This window comes from Atribacter laminatus (assembly GCF_015775515.1).
Lineage (GTDB): Bacteria > Atribacterota > Atribacteria > Atribacterales > Atribacteraceae > Atribacter > Atribacter laminatus.
Window position 1 is genome coordinate 1,604,183 of sequence record NZ_CP065383.1, and the last position, 21,460, is coordinate 1,625,642.

Below are 21,460 nucleotides of genomic sequence, written 5' to 3' on the forward strand. Positions count from 1 at the left end.
AAACTGAGATGAAAATTATTGTCCAAAAATTTGGTGGAACGTCGGTTCACACTCCCGAGTTACGAGAAAAGGCTGCTTTGAAGTTAAAAGAAGCTTATGAAGAAGGATATTCACCGGTAGCAGTGGTTTCGGCGATGGGTCGAGCTGGGGCACCCTACGCTACTGACACTCTGATTTCTTTAGCCAAAAATGAATACGAACACTTAGATTCAAGAAATTTAGACATATTGATGTCAACTGGAGAAATTATTTCTGCGGTGATTATGACCCAAACTCTCAGGAAATTAGGTTTAAAAGCGGTTGTAGTAACCGGTTGGCAAGCTGGAATTATAACTGACGATCGTTTTGGAGATGCTACCATTAAACGGGTGGATACCAAAAAAATACTGAGTTACCTGGAAAAAGGATATATTGTTGTGGTAGCGGGATTTCAGGGGGCATCTGAAGATGGAGAAATTACGACTTTAGGTCGAGGAGGAAGCGATACCTCAGCTGTTATTTTGGGGCTGGCTCTCGAAGCTGAATATGTTGATATTTTTACCGATGTTATTGGAGTAATGACCGCTGATCCTCGCATTGTTCCCGAAGCCCATATTTTAGAGGGGCTAACTTATACTGAAGCTGCTGAAATCATTCAACAGGGAGCAAAAGTAATCCACGATAAAGCCATGAATATTGCTCGAGAATATCGTGTCCCGCTTCGGGTCCGGAGTTTAAATGACGAAGGGAAAGGGACCTTAATCTGTGATATCCGTTCTATGTCGAAAGAGGGATTGCGATTGTTTTCTCAGGATAGAACGGTTTATAGCATAGCCTTTCGAAAAGGATTGGCACAGTTTCGAGTAAAGCTTAATGGAAAAAAAGAGGATAATTTATTGATGTTTCAGCTCTTAGCCAACAAGGGAATCAGTATCGACCTCATCAATCTTTTTCCTGATATCGTAGCCTTTGTCGTTGAAGAGGGGAAAGCCTTAAGGGTCAAGGAAATATTGGAGAAAGAAGGTTTTGAGCTTACTCTCATTTATCCCTGTGCAAAAATTTCATTGGTTGGTTCAGGAATGGCCGATCGTCCAGGAGTCGTGGCAGATATGGTTGAGGCTCTAAGAGAATCCAAAATTGAAATCCTCCAAACCAGTGATTCCCATGTGACTATTTCTTGTCTGGTTCACGCTGCCGACATGGAAAAAGCGATTCAAGTTCTTCATCGAAAATTTCAACTGGAAGATATTTGTTAGAAATAGTCAGGAAATAGAGGAAAAGAAGGATATTAATAGAATCGCTTAAAAGAAAAACCCTTGAGGAGGTTCATCATGGAATGTGATTTTGGTCAAATGTTAACTGCAGTGGTGACTCCATTTGATTCAAATCTTGCCGTGGACTATGATCAATTTCGAAAATTGTTAAATTATTTAGTTAAAGAAGGATCGGATGGAATTGTGGTTTCCGGAACTACCGGAGAAGCACCGACATTAACCAAGGATGAGAAATTAAAACTTTTTGAGATTGCTTTAGAAGAAGTAGGAGATCGAGCCAAAATTATTGCGGGAACTTGTAGTTATAATACTCACGAATCTATGATATTCTCTCGAGAAGCGGAAAAAATAGGTGTTCACGGGATTTTAGCTGTAGCTCCTTATTATAATAAACCACCGCAAGAGGGTCTTTATCGACACTTTCGAACGATCGCCGAAGGAGTTGCCATTCCGGTTATGTTGTATAATATTCCATCTCGAACTGGAGTTAATATTGAACCGGAAACGGTAACCCGGCTTTCAGAAATCCCAAACATCTGCGCTTTGAAGGAAGCTGCCGGGAGCGCTGATCAGTTATCGGTTTTGAGAACGCTGCTTCCAAAAGATTTTGCTATTTATAGTGGCGATGATAATATGACCTTGGTGGTTTTGGCTTTGGGAGGGAAAGGAGTGGTGAGTGTTGCCTCCCATGTGGCAGCTCGTGAAATTAAGGATATGATTATTCTTTATAAACAAGGAAAAGTTGAAGAAGCACTTCACTTGCATCTTCGTTTATATTCTCTTTTTAAAATAATATTTATTTCAACCAATCCAATACCAATTAAAGCTGCATTGAACCTAATGGGTTGGTCGGTTGGAGAAACTCGGCTTCCTCTTTATCGAATGGAAAAAGAAAAAGAAGATAAATTGAAAAAAACCTTACTTGATCTTGGATATTTGGGTTGAATTTTCTTTTGATTTTTGGCATAATAGTTGAACCTTAAAAAAAGAATACGTTAACAGCGATGAATGGGAAGTTCGTCGGAAAAAATTATAGCGAGGAAGTTTTATGGTGAAAGGCTTCCAATTATTTCCGATAGAACGAGAGCCTGTGAGCTGATCCTGAAGAAAAGGCTTTTCAAGCCTAAGTAGGGATGTCCGGTTAAACCGTTATGAAAATGAGTAGAACAGGGTGGCACCGTGTGCCAGTTGGTTCACCCCTGTGGTTCTGTTCGAGAAAACCTCGTCTATAGGACGAGGTTTTTTGTTTTAAGGAATAATTGTCCATTGTTTTTAAAATTAAGATTTGTGAGAAAGATGAGAAAAAGTTGTTATTGGTCATGAATTAAGCCATCTTCAGGAGAAAATAGGAATAATTGATTCGCTCTGTCTATTTATAAAAAGAAGCTGAAATGGAATGGTGGTGTTTAGGGTAGACCTTCATGCTGCCTGTCAGCACCAGATGAGGATGAAAATACCTATCTAAATCCGTCATTGCGAGGAGCGTCTTGTGCGACGTGGCAATCTCTACCATCCACTTAGTCATTCTGAGGAGTCCGGTGTTTTTGCCGGACGACGTAAGAATCTCATCATTTAAAGTATTTATGAAGAAAAAACTTAAAAGATGAGATCCTCACGCCCTCAAAAAGCGAGGGCTCAGGATGACCGATTAAAGGCACACCCCCCTTTATCCCCCCTCAATGGGGGAATTTATAAGATGGTATTTTAAGGATAGAATGAAAAATTGAACAGAATGACGATTAATTTAAAAAGGAGATAAGCAAGATGATTCGGGTGGGAATAGCAGGTGCAACTGGTTATACCGGTCTTGAATTGTTGCGTATTTGTTCTCATCACCCTGAAGTTGAAATCATTTGGGCAACTAGTGATAGCTATTCGGGGATAGAGTTGGGGAATTATTGTCCAGCATGGCAGGGTCGAACCTGTATGGTTCTTGAAAAACCGGATATGGAGGAAATGGCTCGAGAAGTTGATGTAGTATTTTTGGGATTACCCCATGGCGTTTCAATGGATTACGTTCCAGCTATTTTTCCCCATGCCAAGGTTATTGATCTGGGAGCCGATTTTCGTATTCAAAATCTTGAGACATATGAAAAGTATTATGGTTTACACCATAAACTTCCTACGGTTGTTCGAGAAGCGGTCTATGGATTACCGGAAATTTACCGACAAAAAATAAAAACCGCTCAAATAATTGCTAATCCCGGATGTTATCCAACTTCAATTATTATTCCCCTTTATCCTTTACTAAAAAATCAAATTATTCAACCTGAGATTATAGCTGATAGCAAGTCGGGAGTGACCGGTGCCGGAAAAAAACCAACCGAAGTGACCCATTTTTGTGAAATTGATGGAAGTTTTAAGGCCTATAAGATTGGCGAACACCGGCATCAACCGGAAATACAAGAACAGCTTTCCAGCGCTTACGGTGGTTCGGTTGATATAGTTTTTACTCCTCATCTCCTTCCTATTAAGAGGGGGATATTAAGCACCATTTATGTTCAGGGAGATCCATCAGTTTCAGAAAAGGAAATGTGGAAAATCATAGAGAATTTTTATCATAATGAACCATGGGTAAGGGTTTATCCTCTTGGTCAATTTCCAGAATTAAAGTGGGTATTAGGTTCAAATTTCTGTGATATTGGTTTAAAGAAAGTTGATAAAAAGCATTTTGTCATTGTGTCGGCCATTGATAACCTAACTAAAGGGGCGTCTGGCCAAGCCGTTCAAAATATGAATATCTTATTTGGAGTCGATGAGCGAGTTGGATTACCAAGTTCAGTACTCTATCCATAGGGGGTATCAGTAGTGGGAAAGGAAATGATTCAACAATCAGGTGGTTTGGATATTGTAGAAGGTTTTTTTACCCGAGGAGTACATTGTGGAATAAAGAAATCGAATAATGATTTAGCAATAATTTTTTCTGAAATTCCAGCGACTGCTGCTGCAGTTTTTACTACCAATCAAGTATGTGCAGCTCCAGTTAATCTAACTCGAAGAAACTTAGAGAAGCATCACAAATTTCAACTGGTGGTTATAAACAGCGGTGTTGCCAATGCCTGTACCGGATCGAAAGGTGTGGACGATGCGATACAAATGGCTCAAATGGCAGCCCGAGAATTTAATATAAAGGATCCTTCCTTAGTAGCAGTGGCTTCTACTGGGGTGATTGGCGACTTTCTTCCTTTAAATAAGATTGAAATTGGTATCAAGAAAGCTCATGATTTTTATCCTGATAATCCATCGGGACATGATACGGCTCGGGCAATAATGACAACTGATACTTTTAAGAAAGAAAAAGCAGTTTCTTTTTTTATCGATGGTCAAGAATGTAACATGGCAGGAATAGCAAAAGGATCGGGAATGATAAAGCCCAACATGGCGACCATGCTCGGCTTTATCATAACTGATGCGGCTATTGATCCAAAGAGCTTACAAAAAGCCTTAAAGGGCGCAGTAGACATGAGCTTTAACCGAGTTACAGTTGATGGTGACACGAGTACCAACGATATGGTTCTGTTGATGGCAAACGGTAAAAGAGGGAAAATGATGATTAATGAAAATCATCCTGATTTCTTCATTTTTCAAGAAGCTCTCAATCAAGTTTGTCAAGATTTGGCCAAAGATATTGCTCGTGATGGAGAGGGAGCTACTAAATTCATCAATGTCGTCGTTCAAAAAGCAAGGAACGAATCGGAGGCTCGAGCGGTGGCATTCACGGTTGCTGAGTCACCCCTGGTTAAAACCGCTTTCTTTGGAGAAGATCCAAATTGGGGACGGATTATGGCAGCGGTTGGCCGGAGTGGTATTTCAATTCAACCTGAAAAAATTAATATAGTGTTTAATGGAGTTCCTTTTGTTGAAGAAGGTATGGGAAATCAAAAAATGACTCGGAATGAATTACGGACGGTTGTTCAGACTAAAGAATTGGAGATACTGATCGATTTAGGATTGGGTAGTGCTAGTTTCAATGTCTGGACTTGTGATTTTTCTTATGATTACGTAAAGATTAATAGTCATTATAGTTGATTTGAAAAGAATAAATGGAGACGGCTCTATGAAGTTAGTCTTAAAGTTCAGTGGAAAAAATATTGATCCTCATAAAAGTGCTTTTCTCAAACCAGTGGTGGAATTGTGGCAAAAAGGGACAAAGTTGGCATTCGTTCATGGTGGCGGACCTCAAATAAGCAAATTTATCGAAAAAATGGGAAAAAAGCCATCCTTTGTCCAGGGATTGAGGGTTACCGATCAGGAAGATATGGACCTTACCGAAATGGTGTTGAGTGGATTGCTAAATAAAGCTTTGGTTGGAATGCTTTCACAATATGGGGTAGCTGCCTGTGGAATCAGCGGAAGAGATGCAAATCTTTTCATAGCCAAGAAACATATCATTAATCGTGAAAATCAACTGATTGATATCGGTCGAGTGGGGGATATCAATCAGGTCAATACTCAACTGATAGAAACCTTATGGAACAATAAAATTTTACCCGTTGTTTCTCCAATATCCAGTGATGGGAATGGAAAGAGCCTGAATGTGAATGCCGATTGGGCAGCAGCTCAACTGGCTATTGCCTTACGAGTTGAAAAACTCCTCCTTTTTACCGATGTTCCTGGAGTTCTATCCGATCCATCGAAGCCGGATAGCTTGATTGAAATTTTATCGGTGAATGATGTTCCATTGTTGATTCAAAAAGGGATTGTTACCGGAGGGATGATTCCTAAGCTTCAGATGATTGAAACAGTTCTTCGAGGAGGAGTTGAAGAAGTCTTCATTGCTGAGGGTGCTTCTTTAAAATTCGTCGATCAGCTGTTTAAAGGAAAAAGTATTCCTGGAACTCGGATAATAAGGTAAAAGATAATAATTTACGAAAAATTAGTACTGATGATTTGAAATATATGGAATGGAAAAAAGGAATTCCATGGTTTGTTGATTGAACTTGCAAATCGATTTATAAAAAAAGTAAAAAAAGGGTGAAATATGAATAGCGATCAAGTTATTCAAATGGAAAACGAAAATATGTTGGCAACCTATGCTCGGCTACCAATCGTGATAAAAACTGGCAAAGGATGTATAGTATATGATCCGGAAGGAAAACCATATTTGGATTTTGTTGCTGGAATTGCTGTGAATCTTTTAGGATATGGGTATCAACCTTTGATTAATGCTATCATTGAGCAATCTCGTGAACTGATTCATGCTTCCAACCTTTATTACACTGTTCCTCAAACTCAATTAGCTAAGGACTTGATTAGTGTTTCTGGATTTGATCGAGTATTTTTTAATAATAGTGGGGCTGAAGCCAATGAAATAGCTTTAAAAATGGCTCGTTTCTATGGAAGAAGAAAGCATGGAAACCGTTATAAATTTATAACTTTTTCTCGGTCCTTCCATGGACGAACTTTTTTAACTCTAACAGCTACCGCTCAGGAAAAATTCCATCATGACCTGGAACCCTTGGTGAGTGGAATGAGTTATGCAGACTTGAATAAGATAGAAACCGTTATGAAAGTCATTGATGATGAAACCTGTGGAATCATTGTTGAGCCGGTTCAAGGAGAAGGGGGGATTTTTTGTAGTAAAGCCTCTTTTCTTCAAAAAATTCGCGAAATATGTGATGAGCGAGATATTATTTTGATATTTGATGAAATACAATGCGGAATGGGTCGAAGCGGTAAATTTTTTGCTTTCGAAAATTATAGTGTGAAACCTGATGTTATTACTTTAGCCAAAGGTTTAGGTGGAGGACTCCCCATAGGAGCAGTTTTAGTAAACGAAAAAATTGTAAACATAACTCGAAAGGGAGACCAAGGTAGTACTTTTGGAGGAAATCCAGTTTGTACTCGGGCCGCTCAGGTTGTGGTTAATACTATTGCTCAATCTGATTTTTTGAAAAATGTTATTGAAACCGGAGAGTATTTACAACAACAACTAAACCGAACCCAACAAAAGTTTAGCGATTTGATCCAAGAAATTCGTGGCATTGGCTTGATGTGGGGTATGCAAATTCCTGGAAAAGCCAAATTAATCGTCGAAAAGATGTTGGAAAAAGGGGTTATAGTTAATGCGGCAAACGATGATGTAGTCAGGTTTCTTCCGCCTCTTGTTGTTGGTAAAAAAGAAATAGACCTAATGGTAAAAAGCTTGGATGAGGTTTTATTAAACATTTAATTTGCCACTATAGCGCCTGGAATGAAATAGGGAAAAAAGACTATTCGCCATGCATTCCACTTAGTAGAATTTAAAAGGAAAGTTGGCGAGTTCGATTGAGGAGGAATAATATGAGTAAACGAAAAAAGATAGTTCTTGCTTATTCGGGAGGTCTCGATACCTCAGTAGCAATTCGCTGGCTTCAAGAGAAATACGATGCCGACGTTTATGCGGTAACCTTAGACTTGGGTCAGGGAAAAGACCTGGATGGAGTTCAAAAAAAAGCTCTGAGTATTGGAGCCAAAGAAGCCTTGGTTTTTGATGTCCGAGAAGAATTCCTTAGTAAATATGTCTTGCCGGCTTTGTGGGCAAATGCAATTTATGAAAAACGCTATCCCTTGGCAACGGCATTATCCAGACCATTGATTGCCAAATATCTAGTTCAAGTCGCTGAGGAAAAAGGAGCAACCTATATTGCCCATGGTTGCACCGGGAAGGGAAATGACCAGGTTAGGATCGAAGTATCGGTGGCAGCTTTAAATCCTGATTTACAGATTATCGCTCCAGCTCGGATATGGGGTTGGACGCGAGAGGAAGAAATAGAATGGGCTCATGCTAATGGAATACCGGTTCCAGTGACAGTTGATAGCCCTTATAGTATTGATGTTAACATCTGGGGTCGAAGCATAGAATGTGGTGTATTAGAAGACCCTTGGGCTGAGCCTCCTGAAGACATATATCAATGGACTCTTTCACCAGAAAAAGCACCCGATGAACCAGCTACCATTGAAATTGGCTTTGAGAATGGTATACCCAAGTTACTAAAAGGTCAGTTTTATTCACTGGTCAACATGGTCGAAGAATTAAATACTATTGGTGGTTCCCAGGGTTTTGGAAGAGTAGATCATGTCGAAAACCGTTTGGTGGGAATAAAATCCCGTGAAATATATGAATGTCCGGCTGCTCTTCTCCTCCTCGATGCGTATAAAGATTTAGAAAACTTAGTTATGCCCCGAGAAGTCACTCATTTTAAATCGATACTGGAAGAAAAATATTCTTTAATGGTTTACGAGGGACTATGGTTCTCCCCCCTTCGGGAAGCTTTGGATGCCTTTATGCAAAAGATTGCCGATAGAGTAAGCGGATCGATTCGAATTAAACTTTACAAAGGAAACATGCAGATTACTGGCAGAAAATCCGAAAACTCATTATACGATTTTGCTTTGGCAACTTATGATAAAGGTGATCGTTTTGATCACGCTTCTGCTGAGGGATTTATTAAGCTCTGGGGATTACCGACCAAAATAGATGCTATTGCTCGGAAAAAAACTGACCAGTAAGACAGTAACCAGTGGAAAAATAGTTCACACCAAGGGACATATATTAACAAGATGTATTTTCTCAATCATCCATTTTATGGTCATGGTTGGGTGTTAGCTTGAATAAAGGTTAACGGTTTAATAAATTCAGCCCGGGCAATTCGTGTAAAATATGGGGGCACAAATAGATTGTGCCCTCTTTTTTATGTATTATAGTAAAATATTATGGTATGTTGGTTGTTGAAACTTATTATTAACAATTATTTTGAGCGTTATACGCACTTATTTCATTAAAAGTTGGTGATGAAAATGCGCTTGTGGGGAAGCCGAATGGGCAAGGACTTGGATCAAGAAGTTGCTGATTTTTCAACTTCGATAAATGAAGATCAACAGCTTTACTGGTTTGATATTATTGGTAGTCTTGCCCATTGTAAAATGCTTCGAAAAATTGAAATTTTGAACGAAACCGAAGCGGTTCAGATACAAAAAGGCCTTGTCCAGCTTTTAAGAGATATAGAAAAAAATCAAATTGATCTCAGTATCTACGAAGATATTCATAGTGCTATAGAAATGAACTTGAAACAGAAGATTGGAAAGCCGGCTGAAAAATTGCACACAGCGAGAAGTCGTAATGATCAGATAGTTCTTGATGAGCGCTTGTATTTAAGAGAAAAAATTATTCATCTCATTCAGGAGATCAATGGCCTTCAAAAAGGATTCCTGAATTTAGTTCAAAAATATCCTGATTTGGTAATGCCCGGATATACTCATCTCCAACCTGCGCAGCCGGTTCTTTTTGCTCACCATCTTATGGCATATTTCTTTATGCTGCAAAGAGATGCTGAGAGACTAAAAGATGCTCTTACCCGTTTCAATCAATTGCCATTGGGGGCTGGGGCATTGGCTGGGACTTCGATCCCTATTGACCGAAAATATGTAGCTCAACTGCTGGCGTTTCCCGCGGTACAAGTAAACAGCATGGATGTGGTAGCTGATCGGGATTATCTTCTTGAAATTCTTGGTGCATTATCAATTGCCTTTCTCCATTTAAGCCGTTTTGGCGAGGAATTAGTGCTTTGGAGCTCACCGGGTTTTCAATTTATTATCATAGATGATGCTTTTACGACTGGTTCGAGCATTATGCCGCAGAAAAAAAATCCAGATATAGCCGAACTCATAAGGGGGAAAGCCGGTGAAGTTATTGCATCCTGGATCAGTTTAGTGATAACCTTGAAAGGGCTTCCTTTAACCTATAATCGAGATTTACAACAAGATAAACCGCCTCTTTTAAGAGCTATAAATGAATGTGAAAAAACCTTTCATATAGCAGCTCGTTTGATTAACAATATTCAGCCTAATCCAGAGAAAATGGAAGCCGCCTTGCAAAAGGGATTTCTCACTGCCACTGACCTCTGCGAATATTTAGTTGGGAAAGGTGTTCCCTTTCGAAAGGCACATGAGGTAGTGGGATCAATTGTACGTGAGCAAGCTTCTCAAGATAAAAGCTTGCATGACCTTAATTATGAAGAATTGGAAAAATATATTGATTGTATTGATAGAGAGGTTATGGTAGTTCTTGACGAAAAACAATCAATAAACCGAAAGCAATCAGAGGGGAGTACATCGCCCCGGGAAGTAAAAAAACAAATAGTAATTGCTCAAAAGCTTTTAGATCAATGGAAGGCATATTATACTTGTATAGAAAAAGAATGGCAAAGTAAATATGAGCTATTACTCAGTGGCGAGTAGATATTCATGCAATTTATGGAGCACCAGAAGAGAATGAAAATAGGTATCCCCCTCAACCTGACCCTCTCCTACGAAGGGGCGAGGGAAAAAAATTAATATAAGGATTAAATGATTCCTTCTTCCTTGATGGGAGAAGGTGAGGATGAGGGTGAAAGCTCAGGATGACGGATTAAGGGCACGCCCCCCTAACCCCCCTCAATGGGGGAATTCATTTGATGGTATTTTTAGGATAGATAGTTGGGATAAGTATAATATTTATTCGTGTTATTCATAACTGTACTGATAGATTTTGAGAGGAGTGTTTGACAGTGTCCTTGACCAGGGACGATATACTTAAAGAAGCAAAAGCAATGGGTATTCAGTTCCTTCGCTTACAATTTGTTGATGTGTTAGGTATTCCAAAAAATGTAGAAATACCAGCAAAACGTCTCCCCCAAGCTCTGAGTGATGGGGTGAATTTTGATGGTTCTTCAATTGAAGGATTTGTTCGAATTGAGGAGTCAGACATGAAGCTAGTCCCCGATTTAGATACATTCATGTTTTGTCCCTGGGAAAAGGACGATCGGGTGGCGAGAATTATCTGTGACGTAAAGAAATCAGATGGAAATGATTTTGAAGGTTGCTCTCGCACTAATTTAAAAAGAATTTTGAAAGAAATTAGGACTAAAGGTTTTGAAATGAACATTGGAACTGAAGCAGAATTTTTCATGTTTAAATGGGATGAAAAGGGAAAACCCTATACAACCGATAAAGGAAGTTATTTTGACCTTCTTCCCCTTGATCATGAAGAGCAGCTACGAAGAGATATGGTTATTGCCTTAGAAGAGCTCAATTTTAATATTGAAGCCTCTCATCATGAAGTTGCTCCAGGACAGCATGAAATAGATTTTCAGTATGGAGACGCCTTAAAAATTGCCGATAATTTAATTACTCTAAAATTAGGTATAAAAACTTTGGCAATCCAAAATGGCTATGTAGCCACCTTTATGCCAAAACCGGTTTATGGTGTTCCTGGTTCAGGGATGCACACCCATCTTTCCTTATTTCAAGATGGAGAAAACGCTTTTTATGAGGCCAATTCACCTGATGGTTTAAGCAATATTGCCAGAGGCTTTATTGCTGGACTTCTTCAACATGCTCCAGCCTTTACAGCAATTATTAATCCACTTATCAATTCTTATAAACGCTTAGTTCCCGGTTATGAGGCTCCGGTTTATATTGCTTGGGCAGAGAAAAATCGCAGTCCACTGGTCAGAGTCCCGCCCCAGAGAGGGTCTGGTACCCGTGCTGAACTCCGTAGTCCTGACCCATCCTGTAATCCTTATTTAGCTTTTTCGGTCATAATTAAATCTGGATTAGATGGTATAGAAAAAATTCTCGATCCTGGCAAACCATGCAACAATGTAAACCTTTATGAAATGAGCTGTGCAGAAAGGGAAGAATGGGGTATCAGGAACTTACCCCGAAATTTAGGTGAAGCCTTGGAGGAACTTGAAAAAGATGAAACAGTAAAGTGTGCCCTCACTCCGCATATCTTAGATTATTTTTTAAATGCCAAACAAAGGGAATGGGAAGAGTTTCAAAGAATGGTTCATCCCTGGGAAGTTGATCGGTATCTTGAATTATATTGATCCTGGAATCACATCTACAGGCTAGAAAAATCAAACCCCTACCAAAGAATTAAAATATTGGGGGTTAATTTATTGCCTTTCTTTTCGAAATTTCTCCAAAAGGATCAATAACGCCGCCAGATCAGAAGGCGTAACCCCCCGGATTCGCGAAGCTTGCCCCAGAGTAGTTGGACGTAAAATCTGCAGCTGTTCTTGAGCCTCCCGAGAAAGTATTTTAAGCCGATCAAATGGAAAGTCGAGTGGAATCGGCCGACTTTCCATTTGGCGGAATTCTTCAACCGATCTAATCTGTCTCTCGATATACCCGCGATATTTGGTTTGTATTTCAACTTCTTCAATTATATCAGGAGAAAGAAAGGGTCGATCAGGATCAAAAGGAGAAAGGTCGTAGTAACTAATTTGTGGTCTGGTAAGGACGGAACTTATTCGAGCTGGCTCTGACAAAGGACTCGTGTGTTTTTTCCCTAAAAGCCGGTTTAAATCTACTGTTGGGAAAATGCTGGTTTTTTCAAGGCGTTTTAGTTCTTGAGTAATGATGTTTTTCTTTTCTCGAATCATCTGATATCGACTCTGTGAGATTGTTCCCGCTTGGTATCCATATTCTGCTAATCGAATGTCAGCATTGCTATGGCGAATGAGAAGTCGGTATTCGACTTTACCGGTTCGGAGACGATAAGGCTCTTGGATCCCTTTGGTGACTAGGTCATCGACCATAACTCCTATATAGCTTTCATCGCGTTGTAAAATTATAGCCGGTTTATTATGAGCATAGCGTCCGGCATTCATTCCGGCTAAAATACCCTGACCGGCAGCTTCTTCGTACCCGGATGTCCCGTTGATTTGTCCAGCAAAAAAGAGGCCAGGAATTAACTTGCTTTCCAGTGACGGTTTAAGTTGGGTAGGGGGAATAAAATCATATTCTATTCCATATCCAGGTCGGATGATATGACAGTTTTCTATTCCGGGTATTGAATGAAGGATTTGCCACTGAACCTCCTCTGGAAGCGATGTGAATACCCCTTGAACGTAAATTTCATTGCTATTTTCACCTTCCGGTTCAAGAAAAACCAAGTGACTCAAACGATCAGGGAATCGATATACCTTATCTTCCAGAGAAGGACACTCCCGAACCGGGGAACTATCACTGAAATGGTAAAGAAGAGGCGAACGTTCAAAATTTTTACGAATTATTTCACAGGTTTTTTCATTGGTTCGAGTTAGAAAAACCGATGACTCTTTATAAACTCGAGGAGTACTTTCCCATGAAAAACAGAGGGGTAGGTCATCACTTTTTTGTTCGTCACATTTTTTAAAATCGATGGTTCTTTTGTCAATCCGGGGTGGAGTACAAGTATTCAAGCGACCAGTTTGAAATCCCTTTTGACGAAGTGATTGACTGAGATGATTGGCTGGGAACTCACCCTGACGACCGGCTGGATAACTCATTTCGCCGATCTTAATTACTCCATTCAGAAAAGTACCAGTTGCTATGACAACTGATCGACACTGAAATTGAGTACCTTGAAAGGTTTTTACTCCAGATATTTCGCCATTTGAATTGAGTATCAGATCGGATGCTTCTCCCTGAAAAATTGATAATAAAGAAGTTTTTTCTAAATATTCCCGGATGATCAGGCTATAACGATCTCGTTGGGTTTGGGCGCGGAGAGTTTGAACGGCAGGTCCTTTACCGGTGTTTACTTTTTTGATATGGATGGTACATAGGTCGGTTGCTTTGGCCATCAAACCTCCCAAAGCATCGATTTCCATGACTACATGTCCTTTACCTGGTCCACCAATTGCTGGATTACAGGGCATAAGAGCTATGTGGTGAATCGAATTTGTGATCAGAAGAGTTTTCAATCCCATCACAGCTGAAATATGTGCGGCTTCAGAACCAGCATGGCCTCCACCAATGACAATCACATCGTAATGATAATCCATAAAATATCTCACCTTTCATTTGAAAACAAAACGACAGGTATTTGGGCAACATTGCCCAATTTCAAACATCATCATTGATTTCTGGAGAAAAAGTTTAGCATTTCTAATACTTCTTGTCACTTTTAAAAGGAGGTAGCCTATATTGAACTATAGAACATTATGATAAAATGATAGCCGATTGAATATCCTTCTTTTATTGTACCCGTGGGAAAAATAGGATGGTGGATACCGAATGCTCATAGTGGTTCATGGTGGAATTTATGTTGAAGAAATTCCAGAAATCTCTGATGCTTTAAAAAAGGCCTGTTCAGCTGGACACGAATTTTTAATGCAAAAAGAAGCTGTAGATGCAGTAGAGGAAGCAGTAAAGGTGTTGGAAGATGACCCTCGTCTTGATGCTGGGACCGGATCATATCCAAATCTATTGGGTGAAATTGAAATGTCGGCCAGCATTATGAAAGATGACTTGTCGTGCGGTGGTGTAGCGGCAATCAAGAATATTAAAAATCCAATTTCGGTTGCCCGGGGAGTAATGGAACAGACTAAACATGTCTTATTGGTGGGTGAAGGCGCTAACCTTTTTGCCAAATTGTTAGGTTTCGAACCCTATAATCCGATGGCTGAACTCACTGTTACCACTTTACGTAAAGCTATTGAAATCGCTGAGAATGAAAAAAATTCTATTTATCATTACTATTTAGAACGAGCTCGACTACGTCTTCAGACACTCCAATTAGGAACAGTAGGGTCGGTTGCTATTGATAGCAAAAAGCAAAAAGCGGCGGCGACCTCAACTGGTGGAATTGAAATGCAGCTCCCAGGACGAGTTGGAGATTCTCCTTTAATTGGTTTGGGGAATTTTGCTGGGGAATGGGGTGCGGTATCGATGACAGGAGCTGGAGAGGGAATCATAAAATTAGGTTTAGCCCGGAAAATTGCTGATTGGATGGAAGAAATGGATGCTCAAAGTGCTGTTGACCGGGGTATGGCTTTAGCGAAGAAAAATAATGTTGTTTGTGGAGCTATCGCACTTAGCTTGCGAGAAGAGATTGGTATTGGAAACAATGGAGGGAAAATTAGTTTTGCTTACTGGAAGGATGGGATGCAAGAACCACATAGTTATAAGAATAATCAGTGAAGAATGAATTTATTACTTTTATGGTTTTAAAATCTTGACGAATAGTTTTGGTATGTTATAATCCCCATCAGGAAATTTGAGCGGGAATAGCTCAGCTGGTAGAGCTCCAGCCTTCCAAGCTGGTTGTCGCGGGTTCGAGTCCCGTTTCCCGCTCCATTTTAATAGAGAAACTTCGCTTTCCTCGAAAAACTACGAATAAATAAAACACCCTGAGTTTGAATATTGTTTTTTAGATTAGCAATTATTTTATTTGCTGGGGTCGATATTAATGCCGTGCAGCGACAACAGATAAGGATGAAAATAGGTTGCCCCCTCATACTGACCTCTCCCACGAAGGGGCGAGTGAAAAAATCTCCCTCTTTCGAAAAGGACGATAAAGGGGAGATTTGAATTTATTACTGCTCCGTCATTGCGAGGAGCGTTTTATGCGACGTGGCAATTTCATTCCTAAAAACAGTGAATCGTGAGTCGAATAAAAGAAAAAGCAATTCGTTGTAAAAAAGACAATATGGTGTTTTTCCCTAAAGACCTGAAGATCTCATACTAAAAAAATATTTTTGAATTAAAAAAGAAAAAGATGAGATCCTTACTCAGGAAAACATTGCTCAGGATGACATCATTTTCCACTTATTATTGTATTTTCTGGTTAGAAGAGGATTATGGAGTAGTTCTAATTTAAACTGGAATAAAAATATAAAAATAGAATAGATAAAAAATTTAAAGGAGGTGTTCAATTTGGTGGTGAAATGGGGAGTGATAGGAGCTGGAGGTATAGCTCGGAGGAGAAGTATACCTGAGGTGGTGAAATTTTCAGAAAAAAGCCGAATTACTGCATTAATGGATGTTTCTGAAGAATTAGTAAAGGAAACGGGAAAGCAATTTGGAATTGAACAATGTTACACCAGTGTTGAAGAAATTTTAAAAAAAGATATAGATACAGTTTACATTGCTTCACCAGTTTTTGAACATGAAAAACAAGTGGCAGCAGCCTTGAATGCTGGTAAACATGTTTTATGCGAAAAACCGATGGCTTTAACCCTCGATCAAACTGAAGCGATGGTTGATTTGGCCGAGAAGAAGAACCTAAAAATCGGCATTGCATTTATGATGCGTTTCAATGTTTACCATCAAAAAATCAAACAACTGGTGGATGCAAACCAATTAGGTCAAATTGTCTATGGGAGAGCTCAACTGACTTGCTGGTATCCACCTATTCCTGGTGCTTGGAGGCAAAAAAAAGTAACCGGAGGTGGGGGTGCCCTCATTGATATGGGTTGTCACTGTATTGATCTTTTAGAATGGATTATCGGTCCTTGTCAAGAAGTGACTGCTTTTATTGATACTATTACCCATTCCTATGAAGTTGACGATACATCAACTATCCTAATGAAGTTTAAAAATGGAGCTCAAGGAGTCGTTGACAACTTTTTTAATATTCCTGACCTGGCAGCCAAAAATATGTTAGAAATATATGGGACCAAAGGTGCGGTTATTACTCATAATTCGATTGGTCAAGATTCAGCTGGAAAAATGTGGCTCTTCCTTGAGTCAGGGGATCAAGGATATTCTTCACAGCAGGCTCGCACTCAGGATGCCTATCAAGAGGTCATATTAGAGCCAAAATCCATGTACGCCCAAGAATTTGATGCCTTTAGTGATTGGATTCAAACCGGGAAAAAGCCGATTATTCATTACGAAGCCGGGATTCGTAACTTTAAAATTATTGATGCAGCTTATCGATCATCGCAAGAAAGAAAAGCAATAAATGTATAATTAATGGATGAAAAGAGCCACAAATGGATAGAATAATTGACATTTCAATTATCAAGTGATAATTTATAAATAAGAAGAACTGAATAGATGTTTCAGTGGGGAGCTCCATAGTGCGGGGCTGAGAGGAAAGCGCGAGCTTTCGACCCCTCGAACCTGATCTCGGGTAATGCCGGCGTAGGGATGAGGAAGGATTATAAAACCACCCGCACAAAAAGCGGGTGGTTTTTTTATGTTACGAGGAAACAGGATGAAAAAAAATTATTCAATCCGCCTTTTCACCTATACAGCCCTTTTTGCTGCTTTGGCGGTTTTAGGTTCATTTGTCCACTTTCCAATTGGACCGGTAAAAGTTTTTCCTTTTCAACATGCTATTAACGTGGCAGCTGGTATTATGATAGGTCCTTGGTATGGAATGGTTGCTGCTTTTTTGGCTGCTTTGGTACGGTTGATGATGGGTACTGGAACGGTATTTGCCTTTCCGGGTGGGATTCCCGGAGTTTTGGTGGTAGGAGCGTTATACCATTATTTTTTCCGGCGGGATTGGGTAGGCTTTTTAGAACCGATTGGAACAGTTTTGGTGGGTGCAACGCTTAGTGCTTATTTGGTAGCTCCTTGGATGGAAATGTCGGCAACTCTTTCTTTTTTTCAAATTAGCTTTCTTTTTAGTAGTTTTCCCGGGAGTATCATCGGGTTTTTGTTGATTAAAGTCCTAAGAAAACTACCCTGGCTTAATATAGAATTATTCAATGGTGGTGAATAAAAGTTGGAAGAAGAAGTCATTTTAGTTCCTCAATCAAAGCGTAACCTTACTGGCTTGGATTTCTTTTTATTATGGTCGGGTGCAGCCATTTCTATTGCTGAAATATGGGCTGGTGGGATGTTGGTTTCTCTGGGATTTTGGGGAGGGGTTATGGCAATTTTAATTGGACATATAGCAGGGAATGCACCCCTTAGTTTAGGAGGAATTATTGGAAGTGAATGGGGTATTTCTTCCATGTTTTCTATTCGGGCTGCCTTCGGACGTAAGGGGTCTTTTGTGGCTTCATTCTTTAATATTATTCAACTCTTAGGCTGGACAGCAATTATGGTGATTATTTGTGCAAGAGCCATGGATGTCATCAGTATGAAGATGTTTGGCTATAATAATCGATTTTTATGGATTCTTATAGCTGGATTGGGGAGTACGGTCTGGGCAATGGTAGGCAATCGTTGGTGGAAGTGGATTCAAAGGATTGCTATAGTTGCATTGGGAGCTTTATGTGTGGTCATGACCTATGTGGTCATGATGAATGCCCCCTTTTCATTTTTAAAGAATATTATTGCTGATGGGTCGCTTCACTGGGCGACCGGATTTGACATTGTAATAGCCATGCCAATTTCCTGGCTTCCCTTAGTTGCTGATTATTCTCGCTTTGCCAAAAATACGAAAAGTGCTTGTCGGGGAACGTGGTGGGGTTATTTCTTTGTTAGTTCTTGGATGTTCATTTTAGGCTTTTTCCTTTCATTAGCTACTGGACAAAGCGACCCAATCCCTGGTATGGTTGCCATGGGTTTTGGGATTATAGCTTTTATGGTGGTTCTTTTTTCGACTATTACCACAACGTTTTTAGATATTTACTCAACAGCAATTTCTTTTATGAATATTAAGCCAAGAGTAAAAGAGAAGTTTGCGACTTTCCTTTTTGGAATTGGAGGCACAGTGCTTGCTCTCTTTTTTCCAGTGGATCGATATGAAAGTTTTTTATATTTTATCGGATCAATTTTTATTCCTTTGTTTGGCGTCGTTCTTTTTGATTATTTTATTTATCGGAAAAGAAACATTGATGTCAAAGAACTCTTGCACCAAAAAGAATACGACCTTTTAGCCTTGTTGGCTTGGGCAGGCGGGTTCGTTATTTATCAATTATTTTTGAATTATTTACCCGTTTTGAGTGCATCTCTCCCCAGCCTTTTTTCTTCCGGTGCTCTGTATTTGGGGTTAAAAAAATGGATAAAAAAATAGCTCGGAAATGTGCTTTAATCCTACTAAAAATTCGTCAAAAAAAGCCTCTTATTCACCATATAACCAATATGGTAACCGCCAACGATAATGCCAATGTAACATTGGCGATTGGAGCCTCACCAGTGATGGCGCTTTCAAAGTATGAAGTTGAAGAAATGACTGCTCAAGCTGATTCTTTGGTTTTGAATTTGGGAACATTAAATCCAGATCTCATTGAGAGTTGCTGGTTAGCTGGGAAAGTAGCCAATCAAAAAGGAATTCCGGTTATTTTAGATCCAGTTGGAGCGGGAGCTACTCAATATCGAACTAGTACAGCAAAAAAAATTCTCTCAGAAATGAAGATAGCTATAATTCGTGGGAATGTTGGGGAGATGTCTGCTCTTTTAGATGATCCACGATTTATTAAGGGTGTGGACGCCGAAGTAACCGGCTTATCTATTTCAGATTTGGCTCAAGAAGCTAGTAAACGTTACGAAACGGTTGTGGCAGTAACGGGGAAAGTTGATTACATCAGTGATGGGATTCATCTTATTTCAGTTTATAATGGTCATCCATGGTTAAAGATTTTAACCGGAGCCGGATGCATGGCTTCTTCTCTCTGCGCCACTTTTGCTTCGGTTGAAGAGGATCATCTCATGTCAACCGCCGCCGCTATAGGATTTTTCGGTGTTTGTGCGGAAATTGCTGCCAAAAAAGTTAAAGGTCCAGGGCTTTTCCATCAGGTTCTATTTGATGTTATATATAATATGGATGTTGAAACCTTGGTTTCTTCATTGCAGGTTGAGATGAAATGATGATTGATTTTTCTTTATATGTTATTACCAATCGAGATTTATCAAGAAATAAAACTATTATCGAAGTGGTTGAGGAAGTAATCCAGGGAGGCGCCACAATCATTCAAATCCGCGAAAAGAACTTGCCGACCCGGATCTTTTTTGAAAATGCACAAACTATTGGGAAAATCACCAAAAAAGCAGGAATACCATTGATCATTAATGACCGTCTGGATATTGCTTTAGCAGTAGATGCTAATGGTGTCCACCTTGGTGATGAGGATTTGCCTTTAAAATATGCTCGGAAAGTAGCTCCTCATTTAATTATTGGCTATTCGGCGGGTTCGATCTGTGAAGCCCGAAAAGCTGAGGAAGATGGAGCTGATTACTTAGGGGTCGGTAGTGTTTTTTCCACCAAAACCAAAATCGATGCCGGTGAGGCTATTGGTGCAAAAAAACTGGAGGAAATTAAGAGGGCAGTTTCGATACCGGTCGTTGCCATAGGTGGCATTACCTTAGTAAATCTTCCCGAAGTGATCCAATCCGGTGTTGATGGGGTGGCAGTGGTTTCATCGATAATCGGTGCTGAATCGCCTTTTCAAGCAACTAAAAAGTTTCGTTTTACAATTGATTATTTAAGAAAGGGGAAAATATGCTAACCCTCACTGATATTGGAGAATTTGGACTCATCGATTTAATTAAAAAGAAGTTTATGCCATATGGTCCGGAAACCATTGTTGGTATTGATGATGATTGCGCTGTGGTTACTGGAAGGGAAGGATTTTATACTCTTTATACCTGTGACTCTCAAGTAGAAGGATCCCACTTTATAGCTGATTTAGTTCCTCCCTACCTTCTGGGACAAAAAGTTTTAACGGTAAACTTAAGTGATATTGCAGCTATGGGAGGAACACCACGTTTTGCCCTTTTGTCTTTGGTTCTTCGACCTGATATTTCAGTTGAATGGATTGATACCTTTTTAGAAGGTTTTCGCTATAAGGCAAACCAGTATGCTGTTGAGGTTATAGGCGGGAACCTAGCTCATACCGAGGGTAAATTGATATTCGATGTAACTTGTATTGGAGAAGTTAAGAGAAATCGGCTTTTACTTCGAAATCAAGCCCGTGTTGGAGATTTAATTCTGGTAACTGGTTCCTTAGGCGATGCCGCTGCCGGGCTAAAAATCCTTTTAGAAGAACAAAAAATGAATACGACGAGAGAGCAATATCTTTTAAATCGGTATTTTTTACCCGAACCGAGAGTAGATGTGGGGAGAATCTTGGCTGAAAGTCCCAATAGGATCGCACTTATAGATATATCCGATGGTTTTGCTCAGGATTTAGGGCATATATTAAAACAAAGTCAGGTTGGTGGGATTGTTGATGTTGAAAGGATTCCCCTTTCTCAGCAGCTCATTTCTTGGTGTACGGTGCAGAATTGTTTTCCTCTTGATTTTGCCTGTAGCGGAGGAGAGGATTATGAACTTATTTTTGTTACTGCTCCTCAAAGTGCTGATGAGCTTCGAAAGAAAATCCAGCACGAGATTGGAATTCCAGTGACGATTGTTGGTGAAATCACCGCTGGAAGTAAACTTATATTTGAAAAGAGTGAGCAAAACTATGAATTTCATACCCAGGGATGGAATCATTTTTCCTCCTTCTGAAAAATATTTATTCTGGAAATAATTTTGAATGTCTTTTTTTACAGATGTAAAGAAAGCTAAAAAC

17 protein-coding genes, 1 tRNA gene and 1 riboswitch are annotated in these 21,460 nt (G+C 39.7%); of the genes, 17 read left to right on the forward strand and 1 reads right to left on the reverse strand.

Translation table 11 applies throughout. The features are described 5' to 3' along the window. The first annotated feature begins 8 nt into the window (after nucleotides 1-8). The 9 genes from dapG to RT761_RS07400 all read left to right on the forward strand — a co-directional run bounded on the left by dapG (nucleotide 9) and on the right by RT761_RS07400 (nucleotide 12,103). Entirely contained in the window at nucleotides 9-1,235 is a 1,227-nt protein-coding gene (gene dapG, locus RT761_RS07360; protein ID WP_218110781.1) for an aspartate kinase, read from the forward strand. A 75-nt stretch (nucleotides 1,236-1,310) separates the two neighbouring features. Beyond that, nucleotides 1,311-2,198 (forward strand): 4-hydroxy-tetrahydrodipicolinate synthase, encoded by an 888-nt coding sequence (gene dapA / locus RT761_RS07365; RefSeq protein WP_218110782.1) that lies wholly within the window; start codon nucleotides 1,311-1,313, stop codon nucleotides 2,196-2,198. A gap of 819 nt (nucleotides 2,199-3,017) precedes the next feature. Then, nucleotides 3,018-4,049 (forward strand): N-acetyl-gamma-glutamyl-phosphate reductase, encoded by a 1,032-nt coding sequence (gene argC, locus RT761_RS07370; protein WP_218110783.1) that lies wholly within the window; start codon nucleotides 3,018-3,020, stop codon nucleotides 4,047-4,049. A gap of 12 nt (nucleotides 4,050-4,061) precedes the next feature. Further along, nucleotides 4,062-5,282, forward strand: a complete 1,221-nt coding sequence (gene argJ, locus RT761_RS07375; RefSeq protein ID WP_218110784.1) for a bifunctional glutamate N-acetyltransferase/amino-acid acetyltransferase ArgJ — start codon at nucleotides 4,062-4,064, stop codon at nucleotides 5,280-5,282. 28 nt (nucleotides 5,283-5,310) lie between these two features. Then, entirely contained in the window at nucleotides 5,311-6,108 is a 798-nt protein-coding gene (argB, locus tag RT761_RS07380; protein WP_218110785.1) for an acetylglutamate kinase, read from the forward strand. A 126-nt stretch (nucleotides 6,109-6,234) separates the two neighbouring features. Further along, complete coding sequence (locus tag RT761_RS07385) at nucleotides 6,235-7,425, forward strand: aspartate aminotransferase family protein (RefSeq protein WP_218110786.1); 1,191 nt, start codon at nucleotides 6,235-6,237, stop codon at nucleotides 7,423-7,425. Nucleotides 7,426-7,535: 110 nt separating this feature from the next. Continuing rightward, nucleotides 7,536-8,744 (forward strand): argininosuccinate synthase, encoded by a 1,209-nt coding sequence (locus tag RT761_RS07390; RefSeq protein WP_218110787.1) that lies wholly within the window; start codon nucleotides 7,536-7,538, stop codon nucleotides 8,742-8,744. A gap of 288 nt (nucleotides 8,745-9,032) precedes the next feature. Then, nucleotides 9,033-10,472, forward strand: a complete 1,440-nt coding sequence (argH, locus tag RT761_RS07395; RefSeq protein ID WP_281387955.1) for an argininosuccinate lyase — start codon at nucleotides 9,033-9,035, stop codon at nucleotides 10,470-10,472. Nucleotides 10,473-10,822: 350 nt separating this feature from the next. Further along, complete coding sequence (locus RT761_RS07400) at nucleotides 10,823-12,103, forward strand: glutamine synthetase family protein (protein ID WP_343073777.1); 1,281 nt, start codon at nucleotides 10,823-10,825, stop codon at nucleotides 12,101-12,103. Between the two features lie 69 nt (nucleotides 12,104-12,172). Here the strand turns inward: RT761_RS07400 and mnmG are convergent, their stop codons facing one another. After that, nucleotides 12,173-14,047, reverse strand: a complete 1,875-nt coding sequence (gene mnmG, locus RT761_RS07405; protein WP_218110790.1) for a tRNA uridine-5-carboxymethylaminomethyl(34) synthesis enzyme MnmG — start codon at nucleotides 14,045-14,047, stop codon at nucleotides 12,173-12,175. A gap of 232 nt (nucleotides 14,048-14,279) precedes the next feature. Between mnmG and RT761_RS07410 the strand changes: the two genes are divergently transcribed. The 8 genes from RT761_RS07410 to thiL all read left to right on the forward strand — a co-directional run bounded on the left by RT761_RS07410 (nucleotide 14,280) and on the right by thiL (nucleotide 21,396). Then, complete coding sequence (locus RT761_RS07410) at nucleotides 14,280-15,185, forward strand: isoaspartyl peptidase/L-asparaginase family protein (RefSeq protein WP_218110791.1); 906 nt, start codon at nucleotides 14,280-14,282, stop codon at nucleotides 15,183-15,185. Between the two features lie 80 nt (nucleotides 15,186-15,265). Further along, nucleotides 15,266-15,341: transfer RNA gene (locus tag RT761_RS07415), tRNA-Gly, on the forward strand. A 582-nt stretch (nucleotides 15,342-15,923) separates the two neighbouring features. Beyond that, the gene (locus RT761_RS07420) at nucleotides 15,924-16,958 is read left to right on the forward strand and encodes a Gfo/Idh/MocA family protein (protein WP_246465333.1); all 1,035 of its coding nucleotides are present in this window, start codon (nucleotides 15,924-15,926) and stop codon (nucleotides 16,956-16,958) included. A gap of 85 nt (nucleotides 16,959-17,043) precedes the next feature. Further along, nucleotides 17,044-17,156, forward strand: a riboswitch (TPP riboswitch). A 49-nt stretch (nucleotides 17,157-17,205) separates the two neighbouring features. Beyond that, complete coding sequence (thiW, locus tag RT761_RS07425; RefSeq protein ID WP_218110793.1) at nucleotides 17,206-17,718, forward strand: energy coupling factor transporter S component ThiW; 513 nt, start codon at nucleotides 17,206-17,208, stop codon at nucleotides 17,716-17,718. A 3-nt stretch (nucleotides 17,719-17,721) separates the two neighbouring features. Then, nucleotides 17,722-18,960 carry a putative hydroxymethylpyrimidine transporter CytX gene (gene cytX, locus RT761_RS07430; RefSeq protein ID WP_218110794.1) on the forward strand — a complete coding sequence of 413 codons (1,239 nt, stop codon included), beginning with the start codon at nucleotides 17,722-17,724 and terminating at the stop codon, nucleotides 18,958-18,960. After that, nucleotides 18,945-19,754, forward strand: a complete 810-nt coding sequence (gene thiM, locus RT761_RS07435) for a hydroxyethylthiazole kinase (RefSeq protein WP_218110795.1) — start codon at nucleotides 18,945-18,947, stop codon at nucleotides 19,752-19,754. Before cytX ends, thiM begins: the two co-directional genes overlap by 16 nt. Further along, complete coding sequence (gene thiE, locus RT761_RS07440; RefSeq protein WP_218110796.1) at nucleotides 19,751-20,392, forward strand: thiamine phosphate synthase; 642 nt, start codon at nucleotides 19,751-19,753, stop codon at nucleotides 20,390-20,392. Before thiM ends, thiE begins: the two co-directional genes overlap by 4 nt. Beyond that, nucleotides 20,386-21,396 (forward strand): thiamine-phosphate kinase, encoded by a 1,011-nt coding sequence (gene thiL, locus RT761_RS07445; protein WP_218110797.1) that lies wholly within the window; start codon nucleotides 20,386-20,388, stop codon nucleotides 21,394-21,396. The genes thiE and thiL overlap by 7 nt, the downstream gene beginning before the upstream one ends. Nucleotides 21,397-21,460: the final 64 nt, after the last annotated feature.